Annotated in this window: 15 protein-coding genes and 1 pseudogene; 7 read left to right on the forward strand and 9 right to left on the reverse strand. The window is 60.6% G+C overall.

What is annotated here, in order from left to right; translation table 11 throughout:
• The first annotated feature begins 173 nt into the window (after window positions 1-173).
• Window positions 174-479, forward strand: a complete 306-nt coding sequence (locus tag K0F86_RS09365; RefSeq protein ID WP_070218913.1) for a hypothetical protein — start codon at window positions 174-176, stop codon at window positions 477-479.
• A gap of 65 nt (window positions 480-544) precedes the next feature.
• Here the strand turns inward: K0F86_RS09365 and K0F86_RS09370 are convergent, their stop codons facing one another.
• From K0F86_RS09370 to K0F86_RS09390, 5 genes are all read right to left on the reverse strand, one after another.
• The gene (locus K0F86_RS09370) at window positions 545-1141 is read right to left on the reverse strand and encodes a chalcone isomerase family protein (protein WP_219134127.1); all 597 of its coding nucleotides are present in this window, start codon (window positions 1139-1141) and stop codon (window positions 545-547) included.
• A gap of 101 nt (window positions 1142-1242) precedes the next feature.
• Window positions 1243-1509, reverse strand: a complete 267-nt coding sequence (locus tag K0F86_RS09375) for a YfhL family 4Fe-4S dicluster ferredoxin (RefSeq protein WP_034752637.1) — start codon at window positions 1507-1509, stop codon at window positions 1243-1245.
• Between the two features lie 14 nt (window positions 1510-1523).
• Window positions 1524-2021 (reverse strand): pantetheine-phosphate adenylyltransferase, encoded by a 498-nt coding sequence (gene coaD, locus K0F86_RS09380; protein ID WP_034752633.1) that lies wholly within the window; start codon window positions 2019-2021, stop codon window positions 1524-1526.
• Between the two features lie 112 nt (window positions 2022-2133).
• Window positions 2134-2793: a 16S rRNA (guanine(966)-N(2))-methyltransferase RsmD gene (gene rsmD / locus K0F86_RS09385; protein WP_219134128.1), complete on the reverse strand. Its 660-nt coding sequence runs from the start codon at window positions 2791-2793 to the stop codon at window positions 2134-2136.
• Between the two features lie 69 nt (window positions 2794-2862).
• Complete coding sequence (locus K0F86_RS09390) at window positions 2863-3768, reverse strand: DUF6279 family lipoprotein (protein ID WP_219134129.1); 906 nt, start codon at window positions 3766-3768, stop codon at window positions 2863-2865.
• Between the two features lie 26 nt (window positions 3769-3794).
• Here K0F86_RS09390 and glmU point away from each other — a divergent pair, with 26 nt between their 5' ends.
• The gene (gene glmU, locus K0F86_RS09395; protein ID WP_219134130.1) at window positions 3795-5171 is read left to right on the forward strand and encodes a bifunctional UDP-N-acetylglucosamine diphosphorylase/glucosamine-1-phosphate N-acetyltransferase GlmU; all 1377 of its coding nucleotides are present in this window, start codon (window positions 3795-3797) and stop codon (window positions 5169-5171) included.
• Window positions 5172-5824: 653 nt separating this feature from the next.
• Here the strand turns inward: glmU and K0F86_RS09400 are convergent.
• Window positions 5825-6298 carry an Lrp/AsnC family transcriptional regulator gene (locus K0F86_RS09400; protein ID WP_219134131.1) on the reverse strand — a complete coding sequence of 158 codons (474 nt, stop codon included), beginning with the start codon at window positions 6296-6298 and terminating at the stop codon, window positions 5825-5827.
• A 161-nt stretch (window positions 6299-6459) separates the two neighbouring features.
• On the opposite strand from K0F86_RS09400, the gene glmS reads away from it, so the two are divergent.
• Window positions 6460-8289 carry a glutamine--fructose-6-phosphate transaminase (isomerizing) gene (glmS, locus tag K0F86_RS09405; RefSeq protein ID WP_219134132.1) on the forward strand — a complete coding sequence of 610 codons (1830 nt, stop codon included), beginning with the start codon at window positions 6460-6462 and terminating at the stop codon, window positions 8287-8289.
• A 189-nt stretch (window positions 8290-8478) separates the two neighbouring features.
• On the opposite strand, the gene K0F86_RS09410 is transcribed toward glmS, so the two are convergent.
• The gene (locus tag K0F86_RS09410; protein WP_219134133.1) at window positions 8479-9378 is read right to left on the reverse strand and encodes a LysR family transcriptional regulator; all 900 of its coding nucleotides are present in this window, start codon (window positions 9376-9378) and stop codon (window positions 8479-8481) included.
• Between the two features lie 127 nt (window positions 9379-9505).
• On the opposite strand from K0F86_RS09410, the gene msuE reads away from it, so the two are divergent.
• The 3 genes from msuE (at window position 9506) to K0F86_RS09425 (ending at window position 12185) form a co-directional block, all read left to right on the forward strand.
• Window positions 9506-10084, forward strand: a complete 579-nt coding sequence (msuE, locus tag K0F86_RS09415) for an FMN reductase (RefSeq protein WP_219134134.1) — start codon at window positions 9506-9508, stop codon at window positions 10082-10084.
• Between the two features lie 67 nt (window positions 10085-10151).
• Window positions 10152-11132 carry a DUF1852 domain-containing protein gene (locus tag K0F86_RS09420; protein WP_219134237.1) on the forward strand — a complete coding sequence of 327 codons (981 nt, stop codon included), beginning with the start codon at window positions 10152-10154 and terminating at the stop codon, window positions 11130-11132.
• Window positions 11133-11156: 24 nt separating this feature from the next.
• Window positions 11157-12185, forward strand: coding sequence for a methionine synthase (locus K0F86_RS09425; protein ID WP_219134135.1), 1029 nt, complete (start codon window positions 11157-11159; stop codon window positions 12183-12185).
• A gap of 112 nt (window positions 12186-12297) precedes the next feature.
• Here the strand turns inward: K0F86_RS09425 and K0F86_RS09430 are convergent, their stop codons facing one another.
• The gene (locus tag K0F86_RS09430) at window positions 12298-13977 is read right to left on the reverse strand and encodes a methyl-accepting chemotaxis protein (protein ID WP_219134136.1); all 1680 of its coding nucleotides are present in this window, start codon (window positions 13975-13977) and stop codon (window positions 12298-12300) included.
• Window positions 13978-14245: 268 nt separating this feature from the next.
• Between K0F86_RS09430 and K0F86_RS09435 the strand changes: the two genes are divergently transcribed.
• The gene (locus tag K0F86_RS09435; RefSeq protein ID WP_219134137.1) at window positions 14246-16687 is read left to right on the forward strand and encodes a DUF3772 domain-containing protein; all 2442 of its coding nucleotides are present in this window, start codon (window positions 14246-14248) and stop codon (window positions 16685-16687) included.
• A 10-nt stretch (window positions 16688-16697) separates the two neighbouring features.
• Here K0F86_RS09435 and K0F86_RS27425 read toward each other — a convergent pair.
• Window positions 16698-16846: pseudogene (locus K0F86_RS27425) on the reverse strand (DUF2938 family protein); the annotation flags it as partial.

A 16846-nucleotide genomic window follows, 5' to 3' on the forward strand; every position in this document is an offset into this window, starting at 1 on the left:
TTGAATTGATTACTTGAGAGTGTAAACCGCGCCGGGCGCGAATATTTTCACTCGTCAAAAAATATTACCGTTTTCCATTCACGATTCATATAATTGGTATCAAGAAATGGAATTAGATTTATATGTTGCACTGCACTATAGTACTGGCAAATTCTATAATGCACTGGAACAGTATGTCTACCTTCGCCTCCGCCCTGTACGCAGTATCCGCACCCGTGCTGGAAATTTCCCTGCTGAACGCCCTGCAACTCGTGCTGGTGATCGTCGCCGTCGGCGCCTTCGCCCTGCTGTTCAAGCCTTTGCTGGTGGGCATTGCCCGTGCCATGGTGCTGGTGGTGCGTCCCAAGCTGAGCCGCGAGGAGCGCCTGGCGCGCCAGCAGATGCGCGAAGCGCAAGCCTTGCAACGTACCTTGGGCAAGATGGATGGCGTGTCGCCTAGCAATGCCGCCGAATTGCGCGCCCTGTCGACGCGCGCCTGAGCGATCAACTGTTGCAAATGACAAGCCGGCCTGCGCCGGCTTTTTTTACGCCAGTCGCCCGCCGATTACGCCACGTCGCCCAGCAAATGTGCGCGCAACACCGTGTCGGCCGGATGGGCGCCGATCCAGATTTTCAGCAGCGCATTGTAAAAGGCCAGGTCCGGCACCGTGTCGCCCACCTGTTTGCCGTTCAGCTTGCACAACGTCCCCTCTTCCGGCAGCCAGTCCACGGTGAGAATGTCACCCTTTTTCAGGCCGGGCACCATGGCGAACATGGCGCCGAACTGCATCGTCTGGCTCAGCAGGCGTGTGCGGTCGGCCTGCTCGGAACTGCGCTTCAAGCCCTGCATGAAGGCGTGACCCAGCTCGTCTGAAGTGATGTCGCGCAGCATGACGATTTCCAGACGGCGCGGCCCGGGCAGCGCCAGGATGTCGGCCAGCTGGGTTTTCTTTTCCGGCAGGTACAGTGCAATCGTGTAGACCTTGAAGATGACCTTGTAGCGCACGCCAGCGCCGTTGAGTTTCAATTCGCGGCTGGCCAGTTGCACGGTCTCGTCCAGTTTGACGCCGCCTACCTCGACGGCCAGCGCTGCTTGCGCCAGGGCGGCGCACAGGCAGACGCAAGCCAGGGAGCGGCCCAAACGGGATGTGCTTATTTGCATCTTCTACCTCCGTGGAAACCATGGGCTGTGGATAAGTCAGCACACAGTGTAGAACAGTTGGCAGAAGCTGGCGCCACGCAGAAGTGGCGCGGGAGAAAGGCTTAGGTTTTGGCGGCGGGCAGCTCGGCCTGCAGGCGTTCGTACTTGGCCATCAATTGCTCCGGGCTTTCGCGCCAGGCGGGATTGAAGGGGATGCAACTGACGGGGCACACTTGCTGGCATTGCGGCTCGTCAAAGTGACCCACGCATTCGGTGCACTTGTTGGGATCGATTTCATAGATTTCCGCGCCCATGTAGATCGCGTCATTCGGGCATTCGGGCTCGCAAATGTCGCAATTGATGCATTCGTCGGTGATCAGTAATGCCATGATTTCACTCTTACTTATTGCGATGAGGCAGCGTTGGCGGCAATCTTGTTTTGTAGCCAGCGGTTCACCGAGGGGAAGACAAACTTGGAGACGTCGCCGCCCAGTGCCGCGATTTCGCGCACGATGGTGCCCGAAATGAACTGGTACTGGTCGGACGGTGTCAGGAACATGGTTTCGACATCGGGCAGCAGGTAGCGGTTCATGCCCGCCATCTGGAATTCGTATTCGAAGTCGGAAACGGCGCGCAAGCCGCGCACGATGACGCGCGCTTCATGCTTGCGCACGAAATCCTTGAGCAAGCCGGAAAAGCTTTCCACTTGTACATTCGGATAGTGACCGAGGACTTCGTTGGCAATTTCCAGGCGTTCGTCGAGCGAGAAAAACGGTTGCTTGTTCTTGCTGTCGGCCACACCGACGATCAGCTTGTCAAACAGACCCGATGCGCGGCGCACCAAATCTTCATGACCGCGCGTGAGCGGATCGAATGTTCCTGGATAAACGGCTACAACCATTGCGGCTCCCTGATGATGCACCAATATAGACGCGCATTATGCCTGAAATTGGTGACCACCTTGGTGCTGCGCCTCGGGCCAGGGAGCCTTTTTGCCTCATATATAGGCAGATTCAGGCAGTTGCCGTCACTTTGTTGTAAGTTAGCAAATGATAATAAACGGTGCCCGCCTTGTCGGCACGGATGACTTCCCACGGCGCCATCCACTCGGGTTTGTCCAGTTCGCTGCTCTCGTCGAAGACCAGCGGCAAGCCCGATTCCGCGTAGACCATGCCGCCTTCCTTGAGCAGGTTGGCGCACAGGGGCAGCACTTTCGCCAGGAAATCCTGCTGGTACGGCGGGTCGAGGAAGATCAGGTCGTAACGCTGGCCGCGCGCTGCCAGGCCTTGCGCCGTCAGCAGGGCGTCGCCGCGCAGCAGTTGCACATTCTCGGCGCGCAATTTTGCCTTGTTTTCTTCCAGCTGGCGGATCACGGGCGTGTGCGTATCGACCATGGTGACGGACGCCGCGCCGCGGCTGGCCGCTTCAAAACCCAGTGCGCCGCTGCCGGCGAACAGGTCCAGCACCTGGGCGTTGGACCAGTCGCCGTCGCGCAAGTGGTTGATCCAGTTGAACACGGTTTCGCGCACGCGGTCCGGTGTCGGGCGCAGGCCCAGTGCCTGCAAGACAGGCAGCACGGAACGCTTCCACTGGCCGCCGATGATGCGCACCTGGTTCGGTGGCGGCGCGTGGTGGACGGGGACTTTGGCGGGTTTTTTAATTTTCTTTTGCATGGGTATTTCTTCAATTCGGTGGCGGCCACTATAGCATATGGCCCCCTCCCCCCTGCTGGCGCTGCCTGTCTATTTGGCTTGCGTGACCAGGGAATTGAAATCGTCGATCCAGCCCTGCATGCGCTTGACGGCGTGGGCTTTTTGCGCCGGCGTGGCGATCTTGATGACCGTCAAGACCATCTGCGCCGTGCTCGCTTCGTAGCTGTCAAAAAAGGCCTTGCGCTCGGAATGTTCCAGGCGCTCGAAACTGTCCTTGATCAACGTCGTGATTAAGGTCGCGGCCGCTTCCTTGCCGAGTTTTTCCTGGTGGACTTTCTTGACCAGGTTCAAGACGTTCTGTTGGCGCCGCATGCGTTCGTCGAGCCAGATCTCATTGTTCAGCGGACGCGCGTCCGAGGCCTTGCGGATGATCGCTTCCTGCTCGCTGCTGAAGCTGCCGAACCACAGTTCGAATTGCTCCATGGCTTTCTTGTAGCGCAGTTTCTGGCGCTTCTCCTGGTCGCCGCTCAGGTATTTCTTGCGGTAATCGTCATTGTTCGACTTGAACTTCTTTTCCATCTGCGCGATTTGCTCGGGCTTGAGCGAGCGCGCCAGGTCGGCCAGTTCGGGCGCCGCCTTCAGCAGCAGCGCCTGGGTGCGCTGCTTGATCTCGCTGTAGTCGCTCATCAGGTCAGCCTGCGTGATATTGCCTTGCAGCTGCTTCTGGCCCGTGCGCAGGATGTCCACGTAATCCTTCAATTGCGTCTTGCGGTGCCAGTCGAACAGCTTGTCGATGTCGTCGCGCACCCAGCCCTTCTGGTCGCGGTCCAGGTCGACATATGCGTTCAGCCACCAGTACAGCACGGTATCGCCATTGTTGTAGGCCAGGCGCAAGCCGCTGCAGCCGGCCATGACGACGAGCATGAGGGCCAGCACGGCATAAGTAAAACGCCCAAAGGGCGTGGAAGACGGGACCTGCGTGTTAAACTTTTTCATATTCTTAACTTATAAAATTACGGTCTATGAACGTTGTCATTCTCGCTGCCGGTATGGGCAAACGCATGCAGTCGGCACTGCCCAAGGTATTGCACCCGTTGGCGGGCAAGCCGCTGTTGTCGCACGTCATCGACACGGCGCGCGGCCTGGCGCCGTCCCGATTATGCGTGATTTACGGGCATGGGGGCGCAGCGGTGCTGAAGTTGCTCGACGGCTACAAGACCAGCCATGCTCTGACGATCGACGCCGCCGAGCAAACGCAGCAGTTGGGCACCGGCCATGCGGTGCAGCAAGCCGTGTCCTTGCTCGATGACAGCGTGCCGACCCTGATCCTGTACGGCGACGTGCCGCTGACCAGCGCCGCTTCCCTGCAGCAACTGGTGCAGGCGGCCGGCAAGGACAAGCTGGCCATCCTGACCGTGGAACAGGACGATCCGTTCGGCCTGGGCCGCATCGTGCGCGAGCACGGCGCCATCGTGCGCATCGTCGAGGAAAAGGATGCCACGCCAGCAGAGCGCGCCATCCGCGAAATCAACAGCGGCATCATGGTCGCGCCCACCGTGCAGCTCAAGCAATGGCTGTCGGCCTTGTCGAATGACAATGCCCAGGGGGAATACTATCTGACCGATATCGTCGCGCAAGCCGTCGCCGATGGCGTGGCCGTCACCTCGGCCCACCCGGCTGCCGTGTGGGAAGTGGCGGGCGTCAACAGCAAGGTGCAACTGGCGCAGCTGGAACGCATCCACCAGAACAATATCGCGCAAGCCTTGCTGGAACGGGGCGTGACCCTGCTGGACCCGGCCCGCATCGACGTGCGCGGCGAACTCATTTGCGGCCGCGATGTCACCATCGACGTCGGCTGCGTGTTTGAAGGCCGCGTGGAACTGGGCGACGGCGTGCGCGTGGGCGCCAACAACGTCATCATCAACGCCACGGTGGCCGCTGGCGCGCACATCAAGCCGTTCTGCCATATCGAGGACGCCGTCGTCGGCGCCGCTTCCATCATCGGCCCCTACGCGCGCCTGCGCCCCGGCACGGTCCTGGCGGAAGACGTGCATATCGGTAACTTCGTTGAAGTGAAAAACAGCCAGATTGCCGCGCACAGCAAGGCCAATCACCTGGCCTACATCGGCGACGCCACCATCGGCTCGAAGGTCAACATCGGCGCCGGCACGATCACCTGCAACTACGATGGTGTAAACAAGTTCCGCACGGTGATTGAAGACGACGTGTTTATCGGCAGCGACAGCCAGCTGATCGCACCCGTCACCGTCGGCAAGGGCGCCACCTTGGGCGCCGGTACGACCTTGTCGAAAGATGCGCCGGCCGGCAAGCTGACGGTCTCGCGCGCGCGGCAAGTGACCATCGACGGCTGGACGCGTCCCGTAAAAATCCCCAAGTAAGCGATACCGCCCTCATCCGGCATGACGCCGCCAGCCTGTCCGGGCTGGCGGCGTTTTTTTTTACGCCTGTGGATAATCCTGTGGAAAGGTGGCTGGCAACCTGGGATAAGTTACCACCTTATTTCCATCAGGTATTTCCACTATATTTTGGAGTGTGGATAAACATGTGAACAAGCATGCGGACAAGTGATGGATAAACCCGGTATAAGCTGCGTATAAACTGTAAAAAACCTGTGGAAAAGACGGGATAAGTTATCTGGCCCAGCTTGGCGCTCCAGGAGGCAAGCCAGTCTCGCAGACTACGAAAGTATCGTCATATTTTTGTCTGTCCGGATTGTGGATAAGCTTGTGCATAGTTTGCGGATAAGCTATGAATAACTTATAAGTCCCTGTATTAAAAGGATATTTAAGGATTTTTTGTAAAGTCTGGCTGTGGGTAAAGCTGTGCAAAAGCCTGTGATTAAAAGGTGGGCAAGCGATGGATAAGCCGGGATAAGTTTTATCCGGGAAGCGATGCGCAATTATTGAGAAGGCTCGCGCGAGGCTGGATATGGCGGCCGTGGAAATCCGTGATTTTCATACTGTGGATAAACTTGTGTATAAGCGGGAAGAAAGGCCGGGATAAGCGGGGATAACTTCTCTGCCAGCAGGGTTTACACAGCGATGCGCGTCTCGAACTTGCTGCGAAACGTGGAAAAATAGCTTTTCACGTTGCGTACATTCGCATGCACGGCAAACAGGCGATGCGCCAGCGCGTGATACGCGGGCATGTCGGCCACCTGCACCATCAGCACGAAGTCGGGCCCGGGCGAGACGCGGTAGCATTGCAGTACGGCGGGCTCGTCCGCCACGAGCTGCTCGAATTCCGCCATGCGCTCAAACGCCTGCACGTCGAGCGTGATTTCCACGATGGCCGTCAGGCGCGCGCCCACCAGCTGCGGCGCGACGATGGCCACTTGCCGCTCGATGACGCCGCTTTCCCGTAAATGCTTGACCCTGCGCAAACATGTGGGCGCCGAGACGTGCACCGCTTGCGCCAGCTCGCTGTTGGTTTGCGACGCATCAATTTGCAAGGCATTCAGGATGCGACGATCGATGTCGTCGAGGGTAATATTGTGCTCGCTCATGATTTTGATGAATTGGAAAATATATTGAGTATAAATGAAATAATATTTCATCGTTAAATAGTCATGAAATATTCAGTCAAAAATATAAGGATTTAGAAAGCATATTTCACGCACTCTGCATTAGCATGCGTGCATTGATTAAATTTTAGACAGAGGTTTCCATGTGCGGCATCGTCGGCGCGGTAGCGCAACGTAATATCACTCCCATCCTGCTCGAAGGCTTGAAGCGCCTGGAATACCGCGGCTACGATTCCTGCGGCATCGCCCTGCACGCCGATGGCCGGCTGCAGCGTTCGCGCTCCACCGCGCGCGTGGCCGAGCTGGAAAAGCAGATCGCCGAAGAGGGCTTGAGCGGTTTTACGGGCATCGCCCACACGCGCTGGGCCACGCATGGCGCCCCTGTCTCCTTCAATGCCCACCCGCACTTTTCCCCAACGGAAGAGAACGCCCGCGTGGCGCTGGTGCATAACGGCATCATCGAAAACCACGACGAGCTGCGCGCCGAACTGACGGCCTTGGGTTACGTCTTCCAGAGCCAGACGGACACGGAAGTGATCGCCCACCTGGTCGAGCACATGTATAACGGCGACCTGTTCGAGACCGTACAGCAGGCCGTCAAACGCCTCGACGGCGCGTATGCGATTGCCGTCTTCTGCCGCGACGAGCCGCACCGCGTGGTGGCCGCGCGCCAGGGTTCGCCCCTGATCGTCGGCCTGGGCAATGGTGAAAACTTTGTCGCGTCCGACGCCATGGCGCTGGCCGGCACGACGGACCAGATCATCTACCTGGAAGAAGGCGACGTGGTCGACCTGCAACTGTCGCGCTGCTGGATCGTCGATGTCGATGGCAAGCCTGTCGAACGCGAAGTGAAAACCGTGCATGCGCACACGGGCGCGGCCGAGCTGGGCCCATACCGCCACTACATGCAGAAGGAAATTTTTGAACAGCCGCGTGCCATCGGCGACACGCTCGAAGGCGTGACGGGCATCATGCCGGAATTGTTCGGCGACAAGGCCTATGCCATCTTCAAGCAGATCGACCGCGTGCTGATCCTCGCCTGCGGCACCAGCTCGTATGCGGGCATGACGGCGAAATACTGGATCGAAGCGATTGCGAAAGTGCCCGTCAGCGTGGAAGTGGCCAGCGAATACCGCTACCGCGACAGCGTGCCGCATCCGAACACGCTGGTGGTGACGATTTCGCAAAGCGGCGAAACGGCCGACACCCTGGCCGCCCTGAAACATGCGCGCAGCCTGGGCATGCAGCACACCTTGACCATCTGCAACGTGGCCACCAGCGCCATGGTGCGCGAATGCGCGCTGGCCTACATCACGCGCGCCGGAGTGGAAGTGGGCGTGGCGTCGACCAAGGCGTTTACCACGCAGCTGGCGGGACTGTTCCTGCTGACCCTGTGCCTGGCGCAAGTCAATGGCCGTCTGTCCGAAGAGCAGGAAGCGGCGCACCTGAAAGCCATGCGTCACCTGCCCGTCGCCATCGCTTCCGTGCTGGCGCTGGAACCGCAAATCATCGCCTGGTCCGAGGAATTCGCACGCAAGGAAAACGCCCTCTTCCTGGGCCGCGGCATGCACTATCCGATCGCCCTGGAAGGCGCGTTAAAGCTCAAGGAAATCTCGTACATCCACGCCGAAGCGTATCCGGCCGGCGAACTGAAACACGGCCCGTTGGCCCTGGTGACGAATGAAATGCCGGTCGTCACCATCGCGCCGAACGACGCCCTGATCGAAAAGCTCAAATCGAACATGCAGGAAGTGCGCGCCCGCGGCGGCCAGCTGTACGTCTTCGCCGACGTGGATTCCCGCATCAGTTCCGGCGAAGGCTTGCACGTGATCCGCCTGCCCGAGCACTACGGCGATTTGTCGCCGATCCTGCACGTGGTGGCGCTGCAATTGCTGGCCTACCACACGGCACTGGCGCGCGGCACGGATGTGGACAAGCCGAGGAATCTGGCGAAGTCGGTGACGGTGGAGTAAACAGGGCGGATTGTGCGATGGTGCCGGTGCTTCGATTCCGCGCCGGGCCAGCAAGAATAAACGCCACCTCCGGGTGGCGTTTTCGTTTCAGGAAAACGTAGTCCTCGTGCCCGGTCTGTCTCCGCTGCTGTCACTGCATGCATCAGGGTTCGCAGGGCAGTGCCAGGTAACGCGAGGTTGGCAAGGAGCTTAGCTTTCTTGCGCAATGGCCGGCTGGCGCGCCAGTGCGATGAAGGCGCGCACGTAGTCGATGGCGGTGTCTGTCTCGCGTGCGCCCAGGAAGATCTGCTTGGCGATGCCGCGCGCGCCCAGCCGCACCGGCACCACGTCCATCTTGGCCGCGTATTCCTCGACCAGCCAGCGCGGCAGGGCGGCCACGCCGCGGCCGCTGGCCACCATCTGCAGCATGATGTCGGTCGTTTCGATGGCTTTGTGGCGCTTGGGCGTGACACCGGCCGGCAAGAGGAACTGGTTGTAGATGTCCAGGCGCTCGATGTCCACGGGGTAGCTGATGAGCACTTCCCGGGTCAGTTGCTGCGGCTGCACATACGCCGCCCCAGCAAGCGCATGGCCCTTGGCCACGACCAGTACCTGCTCATAGTCGAACACGGGTTCGAAGGTCAGCCCCGGCTTGTACAGCGGGTCGGGCGTGACCAGCAGGTCGATCTCGTAGCCGAACAGCGCGCCGATGCCGCCGAACTGGAACTTCTGCTTGACGTCCACATCCACGTCGGGCCATGCGGCCAGATACGGAGAAACGATCTTGAGCAGCCACTGGTAGCAAGGGTGGCATTCCATGCCGATGCGCAACGCACCGCGCTCGCCCTGCGCAAACTGGCCCAGGCGCTCTTCGGCCAGGTCCAGTTGCGGCAGCACCCGGTTCGCCACCGCCAGCAAGTACTGGCCGGCTTGCGTCAGGCGCAAATTTCGCCCTTCGCGCAGCCAGACGTCGGTGCCCAGTTGCTGCTCCAGCTTCTTCATGCTGTGGCTCAGGGCCGACTGGGTCAGGTGCAGCACGCCTGCGGCGGCCGTCAACGAGCCTTGTTTTTCGACTTGCTGGACGATGCTGAGGTGGATGCGTTCAAGCATTGAAATGAGCCATATTCATGGATGTATGAAATATGACCATTATACTTCATCGATTCTCCCCGCTATCATCCACTTCCTTGTTGCCGGCATTCTTCGCCCTCGCGCATCACTCCCTATGAAAGCAAACATGACACGTCCACTGCGTCTAGTCGCCGTTTCCGGCGGCCTGCAACGCCCTTCCAAGGCGGCAGCCCTGGCAGAGCACCTGATGGACCTGATCGCCGACGAAGTGCTGTGCGAACAACGCCTGGTCGAACTGGGCCGGTTCGCACCGCATGCCGGCGCGACCTGGCGCTCGCAGCTGCCCGAGGCGGTGGAGCGGGAACTTGCGGCGGTCGAGCAAGCCGACATTGTGGTGGTGACCACACCGGTCTATCGCGGTTCGTACACGGGACTGTTCAAGCACTTCTTCGACTTCATTGATCAGGACGCCTTGATCGACAAGCCCGTCCTGCTGGCTGCCACTGGCGGCAGCGAGCGCCATGCCCTGATGATCGACCACCAGTTGCGGCCGCTGTTCAGCTTCTTCCAGGCGCGCACATTGCCGCTGGGCGTCTACGCGACCGACCAGGATTTCCTCGACTACCGTCTGCACAACGAGGCCCTGATCCAGCGGGCGACGCTGGCGGTGCAACGGGCATTGCCCTTGATCGGCTTGACGCGCCATGCGCAATCTGCCACCGCTGAAGAGCTGGTCGCAGCCTGATACGCATCAGCACGGTCACGATAAAGAACACATTCATATTTCGCAGAAATCAGGACAGCAGATCACCATGAGCCAAGATTTTGTATTCAGCATCAAGAGCATTGTTTTCGATGAAAACTATCACCCATCGGACAATACGCGCCTGACCACCAACTTTGCCAATCTGGCCAGGGGAAAAAGCCGCCAGGAGAACTTGCGCAACACCTTGAAAATGATCGCCAATCGCTTCAACAACCTGGCGCATTGGGACAACCCGAAGGCAGACCGCTACGCAGTCGAGCTCGAAATTATTTCCGTTGAGTTGAATATTGATGTCGAAGGCGGCAACATCCCATTGATCGAGATATTGAAGCCGAATATCCTGGATAAAAAAACCGGAGCGCGCATCGACGGCATTGCCGGCAATAACTTCTCCTCTTACGTGCGCGATTACGACTTCAGCGTGCTGCTGGCAGAGCACAACAATAATACATCCGCATTCAGTGCACCCGATGATTTTGGCGACTTTCATGGCAAGCTGTTCAAACACTTTGTCAATTCAACTACTTACAAAGAACGCTACAGCAAGCCGCCGGTGATCTGCATCAGTGTATCGAGCAGCAAGACCTATCAGCGCACGGAAAATCAGCACCCCATCCTGGGCGTCGAGTATCAACAAAATGAATTTTCCCCGACGGATGCCTATTTCGAAAAAATGGGCATGCAAGTGCGCTATTTCATGCCGCCAGACAGCGCCGCACCGCTGGCGTTTTATTTTATCGGCGACCTGCTGGGTGACTACAGCAATCTTGAGCTGATCGGCACCATCAGCACGATGGAAACGTTCCAAAAGATCTACCGGCCCGAAATTTACAACGCCAATGCCGCGGCGGGGAAGTTTTATCAGCCCAGCCTGAAGAATCAGGATTATTCATTGACGCAAATTGTCTATGACCGGGAAGAGCGCAGCCAGCTGGCGGTCAAGCAGGGCAAATATACGGAAGAGCACTTCATCAAGCCATACAAGCATGTTCTTGAACAATGGACTGCCACCACGCTCGCTGATTAATCACAATATACGAAAATCACCATCATGAAAAAATTATTGCCTACTTCCACCGCCGGCAGCTTGCCCAAACCTTCCTGGCTGGCACAGCCTGAAAAACTCTGGTCGCCCTGGAAATTACAGGACGAGGAATTGATTGAGGGAAAACAAGATGCTTTGCGTTTGTCGCTGCAGGAACAGCAGCAGGCAGGCATCGATATCGTCAGTGACGGCGAGCAGACCCGCCAGCATTTTGTCACCACGTTTATCGAGCATCTGAGCGGCGTCGATTTCGACAAACGCGAGACCGTCCGCATTCGTGACCGCTACGATGCGAGCGTGCCGACCGTGGTGGGTGCGGTAAGCCGCAGCAGGCCGGTGTTTGTGGACGACGCTAAATTTTTACGCCAGCAAACCACGCAGCCGATCAAATGGGCGCTGCCAGGTCCGATGACGATGATCGATACGCTGTATGACAGCCACTATAAAAGCCGCGAAAAGCTGGCCTGGGAATTCGCCAAGATCCTCAATCAGGAGGCCAGGGAACTGGAGGCGGCCGGCGTCGACATCATCCAGTTCGACGAACCCGCCTTCAATGTGTTCTTTGATGAAGTCAATGACTGGGGCATCGCCACCCTCGAGCGGGCAATCGAAGGGCTCAAATGCGAAACGGCCGTGCATATTTGCTATGGCTACGGCATCAAGGCCAATACGGACTGGAAAAATACGCTGGGCTCCGAGTGGCGCCAATATGAGGAATCGTTCCCCAAGCTGCAGCAATCGAATATCGACATCATCTCGCTGGAATGCCACAACTCGCGCGTGCCCATCGACCTGATTGAACTCATACGCGGCAAAAAAGTGATGGTCGGCGCCATCGACGTGGCAAGCAATACCATTGAAACACCGGAGGAAGTGGCCGACACCCTGCGCAAGGCGCTGCGCTTTGTCGATGCCGACAAGCTCTACCCGAGCACCAACTGCGGCATGGCGCCCTTGTCGCGTCGCGTGGCAAGAGGCAAATTGCATGCGCTCAGTGCAGGTGCGGAGATCATCCGGAGAGAAATCTTGGCCTAGCCGCGCCGTGTCAAACTTGATTGTTTATTGACATGGATCAGATCGCGTAGCAGGAAGCAGCCTATGCGGCATGACGCCACAGGCGCTGAGAGGCGCCTGTGGCGTTGCTGTCTTAGAACTCTTCCCAGTCGGATGACGCCGTTGCTGCCAGTGCAGCTTTTTTGGCGGCCGGCACGCGCAGGGCGACGGCTTGCTGGCGCGGTACGGTTGTCGCGGCGATTGCCGGCTTGCTTGCCGACGCGCCGGCTTCCAGCTTGAACGCGCTCACCACCTGCGCCAAAGTAGCCGCCTGCTCCTGCATGGCGGCGGCGGCGGCGGCCGATTCCTCCACCAGGGCCGCGTTTTGCTGGGTGACGTTGTCCATCTCGCTGATGGCCTGGTTGATTTGCTCGATGCCTGCCGTCTGTTCCGCGCTGGCCGAGGTGATTTCTTGCATGATGTCGGTAACGCGGCGCACGCTGTCGACCAGGTCGTGCATGGTGCTGCCGGCCTGGTGCACGAGCTCGCTGCCGGCCGCCACGCTCCGGGTCGAGTCGTCGATCAGGGTCTTGATTTCCTTGGCCGCGGCCGCCGAGCGGTGCGCCAGGCTGCGCACTTCCGTGGCCACGACGGCAAAGCCGCGGCCCTGCTCGCCTGCGCGCGCCGCTTCCACGGCCGCGTTCAAGGCCAGAATGTTGGTCTGGAAGGCGATGCCATCGATGACGCCGATGATGTCGGCAATTTTATTTGACGAGGCGTCGATTTGCCGCATCGTCGCCACCACTTGCGCGATGACGGCGCCGCCGCGCTGCGCCACGCCGGAGGCCGTGTCGGCCAGCACGTGCGCCTGGCGCGCATTGTCGGCATTCTGCTTGACGGTCGAGGTCAGCTCTTCCATGGATGAAGCCGTCTCTTCCAGCGAACTGGCTTGCTGCTCCGTGCGCGCAGACAGGTCCAGGCTGCCCGCCGCCACTTCGGAGGAGGCCGCAGCGATCGTTTCCGTGCCGGCGCGCACCGTGCCGACCGTGTGCGCCAGGTTGTCGTTCATGCGCTTGAGCGCCTGCAATAGTTGCCCCATTTCATCGCGCGACTGCACTGTAATCTGGCTGCGCAAATCGCCTGCTGCCACCGTGTTGGCCACCTGCAGCGCCGTGGAGACGGGACCGGTGATCGAGCGCGTGATGCCATACGCCAAGGCCGCCGCGATGGCCAAGGCCGCCAGCGACATGCCGATCAGCAAGGTGCGCGTGTTGGCGTAGGTGGTGTTGGCGTTGTCGCCCGCCGTGTTGGCCAGGGTGTTTTGTAAACTGATTTGTTCAGCAATCAACTGCTTGTAGACGAGTAAGACGGGGCGCAGCTGGCCGTACAGATAGGCGCTGCTGTCGTCCGGCGTACCGCTTTTGATCAGTTCCAGCAGCACCTCCTGCCCCTGTGCGTAGCGCGTGTTGGCGTCGTTCATCTTGGCCAGCAAGGCGTGCTCGGGCTCGGAATCGAGCATGCTGGCGAGCTTGACGAGATTGCCGGCCGCCGCCTGGCGCGCGGCCAGGATGGCGTCGGTCTGCTTGCGCTGGTCGGCGGGATCGGCGCTGAGCATCATGTTGCGCAGGGCAATGGCGATGTCGTTGATGTTGGCCGACACGCTGTTGGCGAGCTCGATCTTGGGCATGCTGTCATGCACGATATGGCCGGTGCCCTGGTTGATCTTGCCCAGCATGGCAATGCCCAGGCAGGAAATGATAAGCAGCATGGCGCCGATGGCGGCAAAGCCCACGGCGAGGCGTGTGCCGATGGTCAGGTTGGATAAAAACTTCATGGCTGTCTCGATACGGAGGGAATGGTGAAAAGGTCGGCGGCGTGCAGAGGGCTGCCGCGCCGCCAAGCGGACGACGATCCTAGACCTTTTTGAATGATATTTCCATAGGGTAATATGCCTAGTCGCGCCTGGGGGCACACGCCAGTTCCGCTTATCCTGCGGCTTGCCGGTGTTTTCAGCTATATTGACAGGCACCCGCCGGGTGGCGCGCCATGAGCGGCGCCGCTGCCAATCCGGCCGTTTTTCTCATTTTCAGCCATAGGTCCGCATGACTTCTTTCCGTCTCCGTTTTCCCCCCTTCCTGCTGCCGCTGCTATTGACCCTGCTGCTGGCGTGCTCGCTGGCCGCGCCACCGGCCTGGTCGCAGCCCGTCGACGATGCCGCCACGGCCGACCAGCGCCTCGACGGCTTGCGCAAGCAAATTACGACCATCCAGAAGGCGCTCGATGGCGAGGCTGATCTCGATGACGCGACCCTGTCGCAGATGCGCGCCGATGCGCTGGCGGCCAGCGCCGAGGCGGACAAGGTGGCCGATGCGCTCGCGCCCACGCTCGCCAGCGTGCAGGCGCGGCTGGCCGAGCTGGGCAAGCCGGCGGCGGGTACGAAAGATGCCCCTGACGTGGCGGCGCAGCGCAGCCAGCTGGACCGCACCAGCAGCGCGCTCGATGCGCAGGTAAAACTGGCGCGCTTGCTGGCCGTGGAAGCGACGCAGGCGTCGGAACAGGTGTCGACGGCGCGCCGCGCGCAGCTGCAGGCGCGCCTGGGCGAGCGCACGGCATCGATTTTGGCCGGTTCGTTCTGGAAACAGCTGCATGCCGAATTGCCGCAGAATCTGCAGCGCCTGCGGGCGCTGGAGCTGGAATTGGCCGACGCGGCACGCGCCACGCCGTGGTCGGCCTGGGGCGGCTTGCTGGCCGGCATCGTGGCCGTGATCGGCGCCAGCGTCTGGGCTTCGCGTTATCTGCTGGTGCTCACGGCCACGCGCGTGCCGCATGGCCGCTTGCGCCGTTCGCTGCATGCGCTGGCCGTGCTGGTGCTGGCGGCGGCCACGCCGGGGCTGGTGGCCGAATTGCTGGCCATGGGCTTGCGCTGGGATGGCGGCCTGTCCGAAAAAACCTCGACTTTCCTCAGCAGCTTGATCGGCATCATCTGTTTTGCCGGTTTTACGGCGGGCCTGGGCCACGCGCTGCTGTCGCCCTGGCGCGTGTCGTGGCGTTTGCTGCCGCTGCCCGACGCGCTGGCGCACCGCTTGCGCCATTTTCCCTGGATGTTTTCCTTCATCGTGGTGCTGGTGTGGGCCACGGAACGCGTCACCATCGTCATCAATGCGGGCCTGTCCACGGCCGTGGCCGTCAATTGCATCGTCGCCCTGGTGATGAGCACGACCATCGCCTATGGCTTGATGCGCGCCGAGCGCTGCTGGCGCCTGTTGCGCGAGGCCGATCCCGCCACCCTGGTCACGCCGCTGTGGCTGCGTTGCGTCACGGTGCTGCTGTGGCTGGCGCTGGCGTCCAGCGTCATCAGTTTGCTGGTCGGCTATGTGGCCTTCGGCAGTTTTATCGCCAAGCAAATCGCCTGGGTCATCGTGGTGGTGGGCAGCACGTACCTGCTGACGGTGCTGGTCGATGATATCTGCATGTTGCTGGCTTCCACGCCGCCGCCGCCGGATGCCGCCCATCCTGTGCTGGCCACGCCCAAGGCGCGCGACCAGGCGGCCGTGCTGCTGTCGGGCATCGGCCGCGCCATCGTTGTGCTGCTGGCGCTGATGCTGCTGCTGGCGCCGTTCGGCGAGGGGCCGGGCGAGCTGTTCCAGCGGGTCGGCAAGCTGCAGGATGGCCTGGCCATCGGCGAGGTGGCGATCCGCCCGTCCGCCCTGATCCAGGCGCTGCTGGTGCTGGTCGTCGGCTTTGTGGCGCTGGGTCTGTTCAAGCGCTGGCTGCAAAACAGTTATTTGCCGACCACCAATCTCGATACGGGCATGCAAGTGTCGTTCATCACGCTGTTCGGCTATATCGGCGGCGTGCTGGCCGTGGCGCTGGCCCTGTCGGCGGCCGGCATCGGCCTGGAACGCATCGCATGGGTGGCGTCGGCCTTGTCGGTGGGTATCGGTTTCGGCTTGCAGGCGGTGGTGCAGAACTTCGTCTCCGGCCTGATTCTATTGGCCGAGCGCCCTGTGAAAGTGGGTGACTGGGTGTCATTGGGCGGCGTGGAGGGCGACATTCGCCGCATCAATGTGCGCGCCACGGAAATTCAGCTGAGCGACCGTTCCACGGTGATCGTGCCGAACTCGGAATTCATCACCAAGACGGTGCGCAACGTGACCCTGGCCAATCCGCTGGGCCTGGTGCAAGTCAAGCTGCCGCTGCCGCTGGGCACGGATGCGCAGGCGGCGCGCGCGCTGATCCTGTCCGTTTTTGTCGACAATGCCGACGTGCTCGACACGCCGGCGCCCAGCGTGCAGCTCGACGGCATCGACAATGGCCTGTTGCTGTTCAACGCCACCGGCTATGCCTCGTCGCCGCGCCTGACGTCGGGCATCCGCAGCGCCCTGCTGTTCGAGTTGCTCAAGCGCCTGGACGAGGCGCATATCGCGATTGCCAAGCCCAGCACGATGGTGCTGAGCACCGTGCCGGCGCAGCCCGAGGCGCCGCTGATCCCGGCGGTGGCGCCGACGGCGTCCCCCGCCCCCGTGCCGCCGCTGACGAGCTAGTCGGCACAAGTCAGCGCACGGTCGACCACAGCAGCGCCGCCAGGTACAGGCCGATGCCGAACGCCGTGTGGGCCATCAGGCTGCGCAGGCGGGCGGCGCTCGGATGCGGCGTCTTGCTGGCGGCCAGGCCGGCGCCCATGCCCGGCTGCAAGATGCAAA

Source organism: Janthinobacterium sp. UMAB-60, from assembly GCF_900095235.1.
Lineage (GTDB): Bacteria > Pseudomonadota > Gammaproteobacteria > Burkholderiales > Burkholderiaceae_D > Janthinobacterium.

Bases quoted from the DNA above. Each gene is read 5' to 3' on its own strand.
- glmU (WP_219134130.1), top strand. From the start codon at position 3,795: ATGAACGTTGTCATTCTCGCTGCCGGTATGGGCAAACGCATGCAGTCG.
- K0F86_RS09375 (WP_034752637.1), bottom strand. From the start codon at position 1,509: ATGGCATTACTGATCACCGACGAATGCATCAATTGCGACATTTGCGAG.
- coaD (WP_034752633.1), bottom strand. From the start codon at position 2,021: ATGGTTGTAGCCGTTTATCCAGGAACATTCGATCCGCTCACGCGCGGT.
- K0F86_RS09390 (WP_219134129.1), bottom strand. From the start codon at position 3,768: ATGAAAAAGTTTAACACGCAGGTCCCGTCTTCCACGCCCTTTGGGCGT.
- K0F86_RS09425 (WP_219134135.1), top strand. From the start codon at position 11,157: ATGAAAAAATTATTGCCTACTTCCACCGCCGGCAGCTTGCCCAAACCT.
- K0F86_RS09400 (WP_219134131.1), bottom strand. From the start codon at position 6,298: ATGAGCGAGCACAATATTACCCTCGACGACATCGATCGTCGCATCCTG.
- rsmD (WP_219134128.1), bottom strand. From the start codon at position 2,793: ATGCAAAAGAAAATTAAAAAACCCGCCAAAGTCCCCGTCCACCACGCG.
- msuE (WP_219134134.1), top strand. From the start codon at position 9,506: ATGACACGTCCACTGCGTCTAGTCGCCGTTTCCGGCGGCCTGCAACGC.
- K0F86_RS09410 (WP_219134133.1), bottom strand. From the start codon at position 9,378: ATGCTTGAACGCATCCACCTCAGCATCGTCCAGCAAGTCGAAAAACAA.
- K0F86_RS09420 (WP_219134237.1), top strand. From the start codon at position 10,152: ATGAGCCAAGATTTTGTATTCAGCATCAAGAGCATTGTTTTCGATGAA.
- K0F86_RS09430 (WP_219134136.1), bottom strand. From the start codon at position 13,977: ATGAAGTTTTTATCCAACCTGACCATCGGCACACGCCTCGCCGTGGGC.
- K0F86_RS09435 (WP_219134137.1), top strand. From the start codon at position 14,246: ATGACTTCTTTCCGTCTCCGTTTTCCCCCCTTCCTGCTGCCGCTGCTA.
- glmS (WP_219134132.1), top strand. From the start codon at position 6,460: ATGTGCGGCATCGTCGGCGCGGTAGCGCAACGTAATATCACTCCCATC.
- K0F86_RS09370 (WP_219134127.1), bottom strand. From the start codon at position 1,141: ATGCAAATAAGCACATCCCGTTTGGGCCGCTCCCTGGCTTGCGTCTGC.
- K0F86_RS09365 (WP_070218913.1), top strand. From the start codon at position 174: ATGTCTACCTTCGCCTCCGCCCTGTACGCAGTATCCGCACCCGTGCTG.